The organism is Paenibacillus hebaui (genome assembly GCF_051934385.1).
GTDB lineage: Bacteria > Bacillota > Bacilli > Paenibacillales > Paenibacillaceae > Paenibacillus.
Map to the genome: position 1 here is coordinate 883584 of NZ_CP196836.1, position 15812 is coordinate 899395.

The 15812-nt window shown below is 47.0% G+C and carries 11 protein-coding genes; 10 read left to right on the forward strand and 1 reads right to left on the reverse strand.

Features of this window, described 5'->3' with window-relative positions:
- Window positions 1-36: 36 nt before the first annotated feature.
- The 8 genes from ACR32F_RS03940 (at window position 37) to ACR32F_RS03975 (ending at window position 12254) form a co-directional block, all read left to right on the forward strand.
- Window positions 37-1056 (forward strand): glycoside hydrolase family 88/105 protein, encoded by a 1020-nt coding sequence (locus ACR32F_RS03940; protein ID WP_440116350.1) that lies wholly within the window; start codon window positions 37-39, stop codon window positions 1054-1056.
- A gap of 8 nt (window positions 1057-1064) precedes the next feature.
- Complete coding sequence (gene gnpA / locus ACR32F_RS03945; RefSeq protein WP_440116352.1) at window positions 1065-3242, forward strand: 1,3-beta-galactosyl-N-acetylhexosamine phosphorylase; 2178 nt, start codon at window positions 1065-1067, stop codon at window positions 3240-3242.
- 180 nt (window positions 3243-3422) lie between these two features.
- Window positions 3423-5225: a cache domain-containing sensor histidine kinase gene (locus ACR32F_RS03950; protein ID WP_440116354.1), complete on the forward strand. Its 1803-nt coding sequence runs from the start codon at window positions 3423-3425 to the stop codon at window positions 5223-5225.
- 11 nt (window positions 5226-5236) lie between these two features.
- Window positions 5237-6826, forward strand: a complete 1590-nt coding sequence (locus ACR32F_RS03955) for a response regulator transcription factor (protein ID WP_440116356.1) — start codon at window positions 5237-5239, stop codon at window positions 6824-6826.
- Between the two features lie 85 nt (window positions 6827-6911).
- The gene (locus ACR32F_RS03960) at window positions 6912-8657 is read left to right on the forward strand and encodes an extracellular solute-binding protein (protein ID WP_440116358.1); all 1746 of its coding nucleotides are present in this window, start codon (window positions 6912-6914) and stop codon (window positions 8655-8657) included.
- Between the two features lie 136 nt (window positions 8658-8793).
- Window positions 8794-9768 (forward strand): ABC transporter permease, encoded by a 975-nt coding sequence (locus ACR32F_RS03965; protein ID WP_440116360.1) that lies wholly within the window; start codon window positions 8794-8796, stop codon window positions 9766-9768.
- A gap of 81 nt (window positions 9769-9849) precedes the next feature.
- Window positions 9850-10683 (forward strand): carbohydrate ABC transporter permease, encoded by an 834-nt coding sequence (locus ACR32F_RS03970; protein ID WP_440119675.1) that lies wholly within the window; start codon window positions 9850-9852, stop codon window positions 10681-10683.
- Complete coding sequence (locus ACR32F_RS03975; RefSeq protein WP_440116362.1) at window positions 10680-12254, forward strand: glycoside hydrolase family 43 protein; 1575 nt, start codon at window positions 10680-10682, stop codon at window positions 12252-12254. The genes ACR32F_RS03970 and ACR32F_RS03975 overlap by 4 nt, the downstream gene beginning before the upstream one ends.
- A 117-nt stretch (window positions 12255-12371) precedes the next feature.
- Here ACR32F_RS03975 and ACR32F_RS03980 read toward each other — a convergent pair whose 3' ends face one another.
- Entirely contained in the window at window positions 12372-13316 is a 945-nt protein-coding gene (locus tag ACR32F_RS03980; RefSeq protein ID WP_440116364.1) for an alpha/beta hydrolase fold domain-containing protein, read from the reverse strand.
- A gap of 194 nt (window positions 13317-13510) precedes the next feature.
- Between ACR32F_RS03980 and ACR32F_RS03985 the strand changes: the two genes are divergently transcribed.
- Window positions 13511-13840, forward strand: coding sequence for an ArsR/SmtB family transcription factor (locus ACR32F_RS03985; protein WP_440116366.1), 330 nt, complete (start codon window positions 13511-13513; stop codon window positions 13838-13840).
- A 166-nt stretch (window positions 13841-14006) separates the two neighbouring features.
- Window positions 14007-15791: a SulP family inorganic anion transporter gene (locus tag ACR32F_RS03990; RefSeq protein WP_440116369.1), complete on the forward strand. Its 1785-nt coding sequence runs from the start codon at window positions 14007-14009 to the stop codon at window positions 15789-15791.
- The last annotated feature ends 21 nt before the right edge of the window (window positions 15792-15812 follow it).

Consider the following 15812-nt stretch of genomic DNA (forward strand, 5'->3'; position numbering starts at 1 on the left):
ACTTGAGGGCGTGTGCGCTTGAGAGGGGATTAAGCAATGCTTCAAGTGAAATATGACCGGGAAGAGATTCTGAAAGTAATCGATAACGTTACCCAAAAAACGCTGGCCATGGATCTTACGTGGGATTGGCCCTGCGGCGTGGCCTATTATGGTGTAACGAGAGCTTATCAAACGACAGGTAACCAAGAGATTCTGGACAGGCTCGTGAAGTGGGCAGATGAATATATTGAGCTGGGGCTGCCGAGCTGGACGGTAAACACATGTGCCATGGGCCATATGCTAATCACCTTGTATGAAGAAACAGGAGATCAGAAATATTGGGATATTGCCATGAGCAAGGTGGATTATCTGCAAAATCATGCGCTCCGCTTTGGAGACAACGTGCTCCAGCATACCGTATCCGTTGCCAATGATTTTCCGGAACAGGCATGGGCGGATACCTTGTTTATGGCGGCGTTTTTCCTGCTCCGAGTGGGGAGTAAATTAAAAGATGAGGCCATGATTCAGGATGCCCTGAATCAGTACTACTGGCATATCAAATACCTGCAAGACCCGAGTAGCGGACTTTGGTACCACGGCTACAACAACGTCAACAAGGATCATATGTCTGGATTTTACTGGGGCAGAGCGAACGCCTGGGGAGCTTATACCATGTCTCAGGTGAAACCTCAGTTGAAAGACTGGTACCTATATCCACAGTGTATGGACGTTGAGTGTTCGCTTCGCGATCAACTGGCGGCTCTCAAGCTTCTTCAAACCGATAACGGCTTGTGGCGGACGGTTCTGGACGACGAAGATTCGTATGAAGAGGTGTCGGCTTCTGCCGGGATTGCCGCTGCGATGATCAATAACGGCAATCCGCTACATACCAAATATGTGCAGAAGGCATTGACGGGCATACTGAACAACATTAGCGAAGATGGGCGTGTACTGAGTGTATCGGGCGGCACGGCAGTGATGAAAGATCGGGATGGCTATCGTAATATTCCAAAAGACTGGATTCAGGGCTGGGGCCAGGGCTTGGCACTTGCTTTTCTGTCCGACATGTTGAGATAGGGGGAACCATGTTGTCCAAACCATCAACGGGGGCCTTTACACTACCGGGAGAATCCGGTTATGAGGCACTGACCCTTGAACTTGCCGAACGCTGGGGGGCCGATGTCATTCGTGACAGTGACGGCACGAAATTATCCGATGAGATTATTAATGCCGGATACGGCATCTATTCGACCATCTGCATTATCCGGGATCATAATGAATGGGCATCCCGTAATCTGGATAAGCTGCAGCAATGTTTTTTAATTACCCAACCGAAGGTTGCTGTACAAGATTATGTATCCATCTATCTGATGGAAGATTTTTTTGCCGAGCAATTCAGAGTGAATGATTCGAAAGAGGCTTTCAAATATTGGCAGGTTTATGACCGAACGACCGGGGAGGAAGTTCCAAGAGGGCAGTGGAATTATGAAAGGGAATCCGGGAATGTAGTCATTACTGGCGTTGCTCCTTGGCATAAATACACGGTAAGTTTCATGGTCTATCGGATCTGGGAAGAGATCTCCATGTATAATCATACAACGAACGACTGGGACAAAGAACATTTGATGCAGATAGACCCGATCTATACTGAAGCGCAGGCCTATCTGCTGGACTGGATGGAGAGCTGGTGTCAGCAGCATGAGGAAACAACAGTCGTCCGCTTCACCTCGTTATTTTATAATTTCGCCTGGATCTGGGGCAGCAACGAACGTAATCGCCATCTGTTCTCGGATTGGGGTTCATATGATTTTACGGTAAGTTCACGGGCACTGGATCGGTTTGCCAAGACATATGGCTATTCCTTGACCGCCGAGGATTTTGTGAATGGTGGAAAATATCGTGTCAGTCATGTCCCGGCACAGCAGCGCAAGCTGGATTATATGGCATTTATCAATGATTTTGTCATCGAATTCGGCAAGCAATTAATCGATATTGTGCACAAGCATGACAAGCTGGCGTATGTCTTCTATGATGACAGTTGGGTTGGCATGGAGCCCTATAATGACCGATTCCAGGAGTTTGGATTCGATGGGATGATTAAATGTGTGTTTTCAGGTTATGAGGCGAGAATGTGCTCGGGCGTAAACGTCGACACGCATGAAATTCGATTGCATCCATACTTGTTCCCGGTAGGATTAGGCGGGCTTCCTACCTTCAAGGCGGGCGGGAATCCTACACTGGATGCGAAGAAGTATTGGATCAATATCCGGCGCGCGCTACTCAGGGAGTCGATTGACCGGATTGGACTGGGCGGATACTTGCATCTGGTAGAGCCTTACCCGGATTTTGTCAATTACATCGAGAAGATTGCCCATGAATTCAGGGGAATGAAAGAGCTGCATCAACAAGGGAAGCCGTATCAGATCAAGACGAAGGTAGCCATTCTGCATAGCTGGGGCAAATTAAGATCGTGGACATTATCCGGCCATTTCCATGAAACGCATATGCATGACTTGATTCATGTGAATGAGGCCTTGTCCGGATTGCCGGTTGAAGTGCAGTTTATTGATTTTGAAGATATCCGTCAGGGGAAATTGCAAGATATCGATGTTGTAATCAATGCCGGCTCTGCTGGTTCCGCATGGAGCGGTGGAGAGTACTGGAATGACCACAAGTGTGTTGATTTACTGACACAATGGGTGTATGAGGGCGGTACCTTTATTGGCATTAACCAGCCTTCGGCGATGGACGGGTACGACAGCTATTTCAGAATGGCTCATGTGCTCGGAGTGGATGAGGATACAGGCGCGCGAGTCGTTCATGGACGATGGACGTATGAGGTTTGCGATGAGCATGATTTGGTGCCTGAGGGGGCCAACATCATGCCCAAGAATAACATCTATCTTACTGATGGATCAGCAGCTGTCGTGACTGAAACGGATGGCCGGATCACCCTGTCTACACATGCTTTTGGGAAAGGAAAAGGGATCTACCTGCCTGCCTTCGAATTCAGCTGGGAAAATACAAGGCTGCTTCTGAATTTGATTCGATTTGCGGGCAATGAACTCCATGAAACGAAGTACATGACCGATAACCTGTATACGGAATGTGCGTATTATCCAGAAAGCAAAATATTGGTCGCGATCAACAATAGTGATCAGGTTCAAACTACGACGATCGATACGGAGTATGGGAAACAAATCCTCGAATTAGATCCGTATGACACGGTCATCACCCGGATTGGTGATCCGAAATTAGTCTAGGAATCATGGACGTGAAAACGATACTCCATTACATGCTTTGTAAAGGCCCAAGCCTGCGACAGACCTGTCGATGCTTGGGCTTTTTGCTGCGATTGATTGAACATTCAGGTATCCAACCCTCTCCATACTCGTTATAATAATGTGGATGTATGTCATTGTTAGGGGAGAAAAGGAAAAGACATGAGCCGAAAGACAAACTGTAAGCGTATTCAAATTTTGGATGATTGGAGTCTCAAAACCAAGCTGTACATATTGTTCATTTTTTGTGTGTTGGTCCCGGTACTGGCCACGAACACCGTGTTTTACCAGAGCATCAAAGGTAACATCGAGGAGAAGGAGCATAGCCGCTTCAATGAAATGCAGCAACGGATCAAGTTCAACTTGCGGAACAGTATAGACAATAGTTTATATGTGTCCAATTTTCTCTATACCGATGTAACGCTGAACCGGTTCATGGAGTCGAAGTATCGTAACCAGGAAGACTATTACCTCGCCTACTATGACATGCTTAGCAACAACAATTTGGTCAGGTACTATTACAGTTACCAGCAGGTGAACCAAATTACGTTCTATGTGGGCAACGATACCTTCGTGAATGGAGGGAACTTCATTAAGCTGGATGATGAGGTACGAAAAAGTGAATGGTATCAAGCATTGATGAGCACGAGCGACCATATCATGATCTATTCGTATTTTGACAAGCAGCAGGCGGAGATGTCACAGAGTCAGGGCGGACGCAAGGTAAGCATCATTCGGAAGCTGGATTACTTCGGGGAGCAGCAGGTGGAGAAGGTATTAAAGGTTGATCTGGACTATGCCTTCATCAACAAGTCGCTTAAGAATGAGGGAGCAAACGGGAAGGTGTACGTAGTTTCGGATGACCGGGTCATTTTCTCGAACGATTCGAAAATGAATCAGACGCGACAGCCGTTTAATCTGATTGCGAACAGTCCGATTGACCCTGTTCAATCCATGGAATCGATTCCGGTCGTATCCGAGGATTGGCAGATTATCATCAGCGCGGAGAAATTAGATTTTCTGTCCGAGATCATTCAGTCCAAGCTCAATGTGATCTTGTTGATCATTCTGAATCTGCTGGTGCCTACGCTGCTGATCTGGCTGATATCCAGATCACTGGTCAACAGGGTTGGTCGGATAGCCAAACATCTGGATCAAGTGAAGCATGAAAAATTCGAGGTGATAGCGGGACCTGCGGGCAAGGACGAGATCGGTAGCTTGACCCATAGCTATAACATGATGGTGATCAAGATCAAGAACCTGATCGAGATTGTATTTAAAGGACAGGTGGAGCGGCAAGCGCTTGAGCTTTCCAAGAAACAGACGGAACTGAAAGCTCTTCAGAGCCAGGTGAATCCACATTTCATGTTCAATACACTTGAAACGATCCGCATGCGGAGCCTGATCAAGAACGAACTCGAAACCTCCGAGATCATTCAGAAGCTGGCGTTGCTGTTGCGTCAGACGATTAATTGGGGCGATGACCTTATTACCATCCAGGAGGAAATTCGGTTCGTGGAGAGTTACCTGAACATCCAGCAATATCGCTTTGGCGAAAAACTGCAATTCCTAATTCAGGTTAAGGACCCTTCCATTTCAGCGATGATGATACCCAAGTTAACCGTCCTCACGTTTGTGGAGAATGCTTGCATTCATGGCATTGAGGGGACATCGAATGATGGGGTAGTGGAGGTTTTGTTCGAAAGTCTAAGCGGGCACTTGCACGTGACCATACGAGACACCGGCGTTGGCATGGATCAGGACAAGCTGGCTCTGCTCCGCAATATGTTGCTCGACCCGAGCGTGGATCGGATGAGCGAACTCAGCAGCATTGGCATCATGAATGCATACATTCGGCTGCGAATGTATTTCAATGAAAGCGTACATGTGGACATCTTCAGCGAAAAAGAAAAGGGGACAACGATTATTATCCAAATCCCCCTTTCGCAAGCATCTCAGAGATAAGGAGCGAAGATATGATCAACGTACTGATTGTGGACGATGAACCATTTATTCGCCAAGGACTTCTGTTACTTATCGATTGGGAGTCTTATGGATTCGAGATATGTGGTCAGGCTTCAAACGGTTTGCAGGCGATGGAGTGCATTCGGGCCTTACAGCCCGATCTGGTCATATCCGACATCAAGATGCCGGATATGGACGGAATGCAGCTTGCGAAAACCTTGTATGAACAATATAACGGCGAGATCGAGTTGGTCCTTCTAAGTGGATTCTATGAGTTTGAGTATGCCAAGCAAGCGATCAAGTATCAGGTGAACGACTATATTCTCAAACCCATTGTGAAAACTGAACTGGTTCAGGTACTTGAGGCATTCAGGGCCTCCTTTCTTGCGAGAACGGAAGAGAAGCGACATCAGCAAAAAAAGGATCAGATGATTATGGCCCAGCATATGCAGTCAATCTTGCTTGGAGTGGCTGACAAGGAGTCCATTGCGAGCGTACAGACTCATTATCAGGATGCCAGCATTTTTCGTTGCATTTTAATTGAAGCAGATAACCAAGAGAAGGTAACGGATTGGTGCTCATGGATAGAAGAGCGGGTGGGCGAACCGTACACGGGGCACGTTTTGAAGCCGTTCACGGGTGAAAAAAATGCGGTTCTGCTCCTTGTAACGGACCTGTTGTTAAAGCGTGAGGCCATGTCCTATGAGCAATACATCTCCCATCTTCATGCGGAGCTGAGCCGGGATCAGGAGGCAACTGTTGCGTTTTATGTCGGGAAGGAGGTACACAGGCTGGAGGAACTGCACGAGTCCTACCAATCTTGTGGCAAAATGAAGAGTTTACGTTTTTTCACCACATGTGGTCCTGTTTATTACTTCGAACATATGGATACGACGATATTTACCACTCGGCCAGGACAGCACGAAAAACAATTGTTTGATGGGCTGATCAAAGCGATTGAGGAGCAGCAGATCGATGAGCTGCGCAGCCACGCAGAGGCGATCTTCCAATTTTTCCTGAATGAACGAATTGAGCCGGGCATCGTCCGAATTCATCTGCACTATTTGGCATACAACTTGTTGGATCTGGTGAACGGGGACACCGGTAATCCGGATGCCCGGTTAATGCAATCGACGTTCCTCGGGATGAACTACGCGATGCTGTCGATGAAGGAAAACATTGAGAATTTATGCGAGTTCTCGCGTATGTGTGCAGAGAAGCTGAAAGAGCAGCAAAAATGGAATGCGATGGGGGTACTCGCCAAAATTGAAGCCTTTATTCACGAACATTACATGGAGAACATCAGTCTGAAATTGCTGGGAGAGCAGTTTTACATGAACAGTGCCTATCTGGGACAGATTTTCAAAAAGCATTATTCGATCACCTTCAGTGATTATTTGAACCAGTTGCGTATTGAGGAAGCAGCGCGGCTGTTGCGCAGAACCGATCACAGGGTGTACGAAATTGCAGCGATGGTCGGATATCGGGATTCCGATTACTTCATAAATCGATTCGAGAAACTCATGGGGGAGACTCCGGCGCAATATCGTAAAAGTGCCCATGCTGCGTACTCTCTTGATCCAACATCCTGCACTCCTTGACGGAGTGGCGGGATATTTTTTTCGCATATGCTGGAATTATTGGGATTCCATCTATAATTTCTCCCGTTGAGGGGGGCACGGAAGCATGATAATTTTAAGTCAGCCTTTGGAAAGCGCTTTCCAAAAAGCTTCTGTCAATATAATCGATGGAGGGGTCATGATGAAAAAGGATATTAGAAAAAGAATCAGGCATTGCGTTTTGTTGGCTTTGATACTGGTTGTTGCGCTCTCTGGATGTACACCGGGATCATCCTCGTCTGGTGAGAAGACAGCGGACGGCAAGGAATTGAAGCAATTTTCCGCTTTTTTTGCGGTGCCGGGCAAAATTGCACCTGACGATAATCGGGTGTTGAAAGCGATTGAGGAAAAAACGGGTGTCCGAGTGACCATGGATTGGCTTACCGGTCAGACGGCCAAAGAACGAATTGGTGTCCTGATTGCTGGTGGTGAATATCCCGACTTTATCGATGGGAGTGATGGTACTCAGCAATTGATAGCGGCAGGGGCTTTGGTACCGCTTGAGGATTACATTGATAAATATCCGAACATCAAAAATTACCTGGGCGAAGACTGGAAGAAGATGAAGAACGCAACGGATGGTCATATCTACTTCATCCCGCAATTTGGCAATGTACAAGGCGATTCCATGAAAGTAACGCATGATGGGGAAGCATTCTGGATTCAGAAGGCCGTACTGGAGTGGGCCAATTATCCGACAATCAAGACGCTGGATCAATATTTTGACTTGATTGAAAAATATAAAGCAGCTCATCCGACCATGAACGGTCAGCCAACGATCGGATTTGAAATTATTTCGTATGATTGGCGTTATTTCGCGCTGGAGAACCCACCGCTCTTCCTGGCGGGTCACCCCAATGAAGGGGCGGCTATCGTAGACAAGGAAACGCTGACGGCCAAAAACTACAATACGATTCCGGAAGCGAAGGCGTATTTCAAAAAGATCAATGAAGTGTACCACAAAGGCTTGGTCGATAACGAAACCTTTACGGCCAACTATGATCAATACATTTCCAAAATATCTACCGGCCGTGTGCTGGGTATGGTGGATCAGGGGTGGCAGTTCCTTGACGCCGAGGCATCCCTTGTGAAGCAAAAATTGTATGACAAAACCTATGTACCCCTGTCCATCACGCTGTCCGAGGATGTTAAAGGGCGCTATCAGCACAAGCCAATCCTGAACGTAAATGGCGGATTAGCCATTACACAGAGCTGTGAGGATATCGAGGGAGCGCTTCAATATATTAACGATTTGCTGGACCCCGAGATCGAGGTATTGAGAACTTGGGGACAGGAAGGCGTGGATTACCAGGTGGATGATAAGGGCGTGTTCTCCCGGAATGAAGAGCAGCGTGCCAATGCCCAAGATCCGGACTGGGTGCTGGCGAATACGGGAAGCCCGCTTGTATATTTTCCTCACCATGAAGGTATGACCGCTGACGGGAAAAATGCTCTTGACCCGAAAGAACAGCCCGAGGAATATCTGGCCACACTGAATGACATCGACAAAAAAGTACTGAAGGCTTACGGCTATACGAAGTTTACCGATTTCCTGGAGCCTGCGGAGGAAAATGAACCGTGGTTCCCGATCTATACCTATAATTTCGAACCCAATAAACCGGAGACCATTGCCAGACAGAAGATGGACGACGTAAAACGTAAATGGCTGCCTAAAGTGATCATGACGTCACCAGCCGAATTTGATAAGGCTTGGGAAGAATATCAAGCCACGCTCAAAGAAAGTGCAGATATTAAAGCGTATGAGGATGCACTGACAGAGGAAGTACGCAGACGCATGGAGCTGTGGGGATAGAAGTCTGCCATGCAGAAAGGCTATGGGGAATCCTGTAGCCTTTCTTACACGCTAGATTCAGAGATTGTATAGTGATGAAATCGATTCACCCAGACTGGGTGATATAGATAAACTCGTAAGCAAGGAGAGAAAAAACATGGCCAAAAAGGAGTTGCAGCCTTCGTTAAAAACCAGCCATATCCCAGCGGGAACAAGCTGGATCGGGTACAACCTGTCCAGAATGAAAAGTCAGCGACAATTAATGTGGATGTCATTTCCGTTTATTGCGTTTATCGCTATTTTTGCGTATGGACCATTATGGGGCTGGTTGATGGCGTTTCAGAATTATAGACCGGGCATTGGTTTTATGGAGCAGGATTGGGTGGGGGTGGATCATTTTCGAACGTTATTCACGGACCCTACATTTTTACGTGTCATTCGCAATACGCTGGCGATGAGCCTGATCAGTCTGTTTCTGGGATTTGTCGGCTCGATTGGTCTGGCGCTCTTATTGAATGAACTGCGGATGGTATTGTTCAAACGCGTGGTACAGACGGTTTCCTACCTTCCACATTTCCTGTCATGGATCATCGTAACAGGTATTGTTGCGAATGTATTATCAACGGAAACAGGAATTGTGAATGTGCTGCTGACGAAATTGGGCCTGATTGATGCACCGATCAATTTTTTTGCCGAACCCAAATACTTCTGGGGGATTGTGGGTCTGTCCAGCATGTGGAAGGAAATCGGCTGGGGCACGATTATTTATCTGGCGGCCATGGCGTCGATTAATCCGAGCTTGTACGAGGCAGCTTCCATCGACGGAGCCGGACGGTTTCGTAAAATGTTCAATGTCACACTTCCAAGCATCAAACCAACGATTATTATCCTGCTCATCATCAACGTTGGTAACGTACTGAACGCAGGCTTTGAGATTCAATACTTGCTTGGGAACGGATTGGTGCAGGATGTATCCGAGACGATCGACATTTTTGTTTTGAAATACGGGATCAATCTCGGTAACTACTCACTTGCCACTGCAGCAGGCATTTTCAAAAGTGTGGTCAGTCTGGTGCTCATATTTCTCGCCAACGGATTGGCTAAGTATCTTGGCGAAGAGCGCTTGATTTAATAAGGGGGTACAACTGTGACAGGACTAAATGGAAAACGAAGCTTTGGCGAATATGTATTTACAATCACTAACGGTATTTTTATGTTGCTAGTTATGGTTGTTACGTTATATCCTTTTTTAAACACCATTGCCGTATCCTTCAATAACGGGCTTGATACGATACGTGGAGGGGTATATCTCTGGCCGAGGGAATGGACACTTCAGAACTACGTTTCCGTGTTCCAGAATCCCAATCTCACACAAGCGGCATTTATTTCTGTCGCCAGAACCGTGGTCGGAACGGTTGTACAGCTGTTCTGTACCGCGATGCTGGCCTATGTTTTGAGCCGCAAGGAGTACATGTTTAACAAATTGGTCACGACGCTGTTCGTAGTGACGATGTATTTCAGCGGCGGCTTAATTCCGGGATACATGCTGATCAAACAAGTGGGGCTGCTGAACAGCTTCTGGGTATACATTATTCCCGGCTTGATCGGGGTGTTTAACATGATCGTCATTCGTACCTACATTCAGGGACTGTCGGAAGGATTGATTGAATCTGCAAAGATGGATGGAGCTGGAGATTTTCGAATTTTCATGCGTATCGTGCTTCCGCTGTCCAAGCCCGTGCTGGCGACCGTTGCACTGTTCATCGCAGTGGGACAGTGGAATTCCTGGTTCGATTCCATGTTATACACAGCGGGAAACCGGAATTTGACCACCTTGCAGTATGAGCTGATGAAATTGTTATCCTCTGCAACCTCACAGGGTGGAACTGTCAACGTGGATTCATACAAAAATGTAACAAACATGGTTACTCCCGTATCCATTCGGGCAGCGATCACGGTTGTGACGGCCATGCCGATCGTTTTACTGTATCCGTTCTTGCAAAAATACTTTGTGACTGGACTAACCATTGGAGGGGTAAAAGAATGAAAAATGCAAATCAAAGCGAGCAATGCACGTTTAACAATCCGATTATGCCCGGGTTTTATCCAGATCCGTCCGTATGCCGGGTGGGTGAAGATTTTTATTTGGTGACATCGACATTTGCCTATTTTCCTGGCGTTCCGATCTTTCAGAGCCGTGATCTTGTAAATTGGAAACAGATTGGCAATGTGCTGGATCGCCCTTCGCAATTAAATCTTCAAGGAGCAGGCCATTCACAGGGGATATTCGCTCCAACGCTTCGGTATCATGAAGGCACCTTCTATATGATTACAACCAATGTATCACATGGCGGCAATTTTGTTGTAACCGCTACCGACCCGGCTGGGCCATGGTCTGATCCTTATTTTATCGAAGGCGCAGAAGGCATAGACCCCACGATTTTCTTCGATGATGGCAAAGCGTATTACCTCGGTACACGGCCTTGCTCGCAAGGGGTTCGTTATAACGGCAATTGGGAAGTTTGGCTGCGAGAGCTTGATCTGACCACCATGAAGCTGGTGGGCGATAGTCATGTGCTCTGGCGCGGGGCGATGGTGGATGTCATCTGGCCGGAAGGCCCACATCTGTATAAGATCGATGAATATTACTATTTATTGATTGCAGAGGGAGGCACAGGGCCAAACCATGCCGTGACCATTGCTCGCAGCAAAAGTTTGACCGAAGGATACGTCGGGAATCCGAATAATCCAATCATTACACATCGCCATTTGGGCAAGCGATACCCTGTTGTTAATGTGGGACATGCCGACTTGGTACAGGCTGCGAATGGTCGATGGTTTATGGTTATGCTTGCTTCGCGTCCGTATGGAGGGAATTATAGTAATCTCGGGCGGGAGACGTTCCTTGCTTCTGTCGTTTGGGAGGAAGGATGGCCTGTTGTCAATGAGGGCCGGGGAACCCTGGAGGAGCAGGGCACGTTGGATTTGAAGCCCGTTCCGGTAGAGCCGCAACTGCGTTTTGACCATTTTGACAGCGATCGTCTGGGCTTGCAATGGATGTTCCTGCGTAATCCTCAGGAAGACCTGTATTCATTAACCGAACGAAAAGGATACTTGAGACTGAAGCTGAAACCGCAAACATTGAAGGAGAAGGAGAATTCCAGCTTTGTCTGCCTGCGGCAGAGGCATATGGATTACGTGGCGGCTACAGTGATGGAATTTGTGCCCGGGAATGCAAACGAAACGGCTGGTCTTGTCGTCATTCAGAACGATCAGTATCACGTACGGATTGAGCGTGCTCTAGCAGAGAAACAGCAGGTGCTGCGCGTGGTGACCTGCATAGATGGTCAGGAGGCCAGCATTGCACAAGTCGTGCTGGATGACGATGCATCGCGAGTGTATATCAAAATGGCCGCATCAGGACAGCAACTGAGCTTTTACTATAGCATGGATGGAAGTCAGTACCATCTGGTTGCGGAACAGGTGGATACTAGCAGCTTGAGTACCGAGGTGGCCGGGGGCTTCGTTGGCTGCTGCATCGGAATGTTTGCCACCAGCAATGGCGAGCCATCCGATCAGGCAGCCGATTTTGACTGGTTTGAATATGGCTCCTTGTAGCGGAGCCAAGAAACATCCAGATGATCCCCATTTTGATGAAACCTAGACTTTGGATGATGAGAATAGCGGAAAAGCTCAAGCCTGCGGCTATAAGCCAATGGTTGAGCTTTTTCTGCCTTATGGATGTGGTTCATGTGCTACGCGTTTAATGATGTTAATGATCTTGCGCTGAGCATCCTTGGCTTCTGGAGTTGGATAGAGTACGAAGACATGATTCATTTTCGGATAAACGAAGGTTTGGTGATCAATCCCTTGGTCGGTAAGCATTTTATCGAGCCTTATGTTATCAGGAAACAAGCCCTCGTGGGTTCCGATAAAGATGCTGATCTTGCCCAGTCCAGCGAAGTCTCCATAGATCGGACTAATCAGCGGATCATCCAAAGGTTTATCAGCTGCCCATATCCGCCGAATGACATCGTATCCTTCTACAGCCAGCATGGGGTCTCTGGTCTCATAGTCGAATATAAGCGGGTTGTCCAGCACCATATCGACGCAAGGAGATAATAGAATGATGTCCTTGGGCTGAGGGAGAGAATGCATCTTCAGGTAATATGCGAAACTGAGTGAAATGTTGCCTCCAGCCGAATCACCCATAAGGGTTAATTGTGCGGGTGTGTGTATAGTTGCAATGATATCCCGGTACAGGTTCAAAAGTTTAGGATACGTATGCTGATAGTTGAAATGAGGCACTTTCGGATAGATGGGGGCAATCACTTTGGCATTCAGTGCTTGAGCCATGTTGTCCATGAACTTCCAATGAAAAGACAGAGGCTGGTGTGTATGTGCCCCGCCATGGATATATAGAATCACCCGTTGTTCAGGGGATCTCTGGTCATTGAGAGTAAATACCTGCATGTCTTCATAGGAACGATCCTTAATAGGAGAAGATAGTTTAACTTTACCTAACTGATAAGGCTTAATGTTCTCAACACCCATGTGTTCAAGGTGCTTTAATGTGTTTTCCTGTGTCAATAAATTTTTCTTGGTATCTAATGTTCCGATGTATTTTTCTAATAGATAACTTGCTACAGAGCGTCTTTTGTTATGTATATATATACTCATAAACGGATCACCCTTTCTGATCGAGATAAGATATGTGGAGGATATAAGTAGAGTATAAAGGTTGAAATATACTTCCAGGTCAAGTGCCGGTAAAGTGTAATTGTAGTTTCTGGCTCATCATGTATAGAATGCAGCTTATTCATTTATGTTATGATATTTGCATCTTCTAAAGTTCGATTGAAGGGGCATAGCGTATGAATCAGAGCATACAACAGTTTAAAGCGGATTTTTTCAAAGCATTGGCGCACCCGATGCGGATTCAGATTCTGGAGCTGCTGAGCGAAGGAGCGAAAAACGTGAATGAACTGCAAAGCATTCTGGGATCGGAAGGCTCTGCCGTTTCACAGCAGCTGGCTGTATTGCGCAGCAAAAATGTTGTACAGGGAGTGAAAGAAGGGACCACGGTCACTTACTCTCTGCGGGACCCTTTGATTAAAGACTTGCTGGTGGTCGCCAAACAGATTTTTGACAATCATCTGGTCGACGCCATTTCCATGCTGGAAGACATTCGAAAAGAGTCCTGACACAATAAACAAGAGTAACCGGAAGTAATGACGGGAGCTTCTTGTTTTTTTGTGTCAGGTTTCTGCTGGAGTGGTGCGTAATCCGATTGACAGGACGTGTACAGGGGAGTAGTCTTTTATTTATATTCAAATATTCAAATATATAAAGAAAAGAAGGTTATTGCACATGAAATGGATGGGGAGATATTCAGGATATGATGCTGCTGCTTTTCACAAGGATCTCGTATCGGGCCTGATTGTGGGAATCATTGCCATTCCACTGGGTATGGCGTTTGCCATCGCCTCCGGAGTTAAGCCCGAGTATGGCTTGTATACAACGATCATTGCGGGAATACTCATTTCCTTGCTGGGTGGGTCCAGATTCCAGATTGGCGGGCCAACGGGAGCATTCATTCCGATCCTCTTCGCAATTGTAATGCAGTATGGATACGAAAATCTGCTAATCGCCGGGATGATGGCCGGATTGATGCTTGTACTTATGGGCGTATTCAAGCTTGGGGCGTTAATCAAGTTTATTCCAAGACCTGTAACTATCGGTTTCACAGCCGGCATAGCCGTTATTATTTTTAGCGGACAGATTGCGAATTTCCTGGGACTAAGCGGGATTGAGAAGCACGAGGATTTTTGGTCCAATATGAAAGAAATCGGAATGCATATCTCAACCGTTAATCTATACAGTTTGCTGACAGCAGGCAGTTGTCTGGCTGTTCTTCTGCTTGTGCCCAGATTTGTACCAAAGTTGCCTGCCTCACTGGTCGGGCTGGTTCTTTCGACGATCGTCGCAGCGTTCTTTTTTGAAGGGCAGGTTGCTACGATCGGATCGTCCTTTGGTGCCATACCTAACTCCTTGCCTCAGTTCGATGTGCCGGAAATCACTTGGGAGCGGATAGTGAACTTGCTGCAACCCGCTTTTGTCATCGCTATGTTGGGCGGAATCGAATCGTTGTTATCTGCTGTTGTTGCTGATGGCATGACCGGAAGTCGTCATAACAGCAACCGGGAGCTAATCGGGCAGGGAATCGCCAATATGGTGACGCCGCTATTCGGAGGTATTCCGGCAACAGGTGCAATCGCGCGTACGGCAACGAATATCAAATCCGGCGCAGTATCGCCGTTGTCAGGCGTTATTCACGGTGTAGTGGTTTTGCTGGTACTTATTCTTTTTGCGCCATATGCGTCCCACATTCCTCTTGCCAGTATGGCTCCGGTCCTGATGCTGGTTGCCTGGAATATGAGTGAACGGAGATCGTTCATACAGGTCATGAAAACCAAAACGAGCGATTCACTCGTGTTGCTCATCACCTTTTTGCTTACCGTATTTACAAGTTTAACGACGGCTGTAGAGGTTGGATTGATTCTGGCTGTTCTTTTATTTGTAAAGCGGATGAGTGAGATGCTGAAGGTTGCCAAAGTGTTGCCCGATCCCGATCATAAACATGAGAAAGTCATGGCCCACATGGTTCGGGAAGGACATGACTGTCCGCAAATAAGCCTGTATACGATTGAAGGGCCACTTTTTTTCGGCGCAGCGGATAGGTTTGAGAAGTCGGTCATGGATTCGATCCATCGGCGACCGGGCACTCTGCTGTTGCGTATGAGTAAGGTGCCCTTTATGGATACGACAGGTGAATCTAATCTGGCCAGCGTTGTCAAACATATGGAGAGATCTGGCGGAAGGGTTCTGCTTTCAGGCATTCAGGTGCAACCTCTGGAAATGTTAAAGAGAACGGGATTGATTGAACGGATCAGTCCTGAGCATATGTTCGAGTATACAGGTGAGGCTATCAATTATGCATTACAGCAACTGGATGTTCAGACATGTAGGGGTTGCAAGCATTTTGCTTTTCGTGAATGTGCGGTGTTGTCGCGAGAGGATACCGTTGCTGAACGGAAAAGTTCACCTCGATATAATCTGGAAAATAAAACAAAAATAGACTATGTTATAGATTGAGCTTTAGCTCAATCACATCAT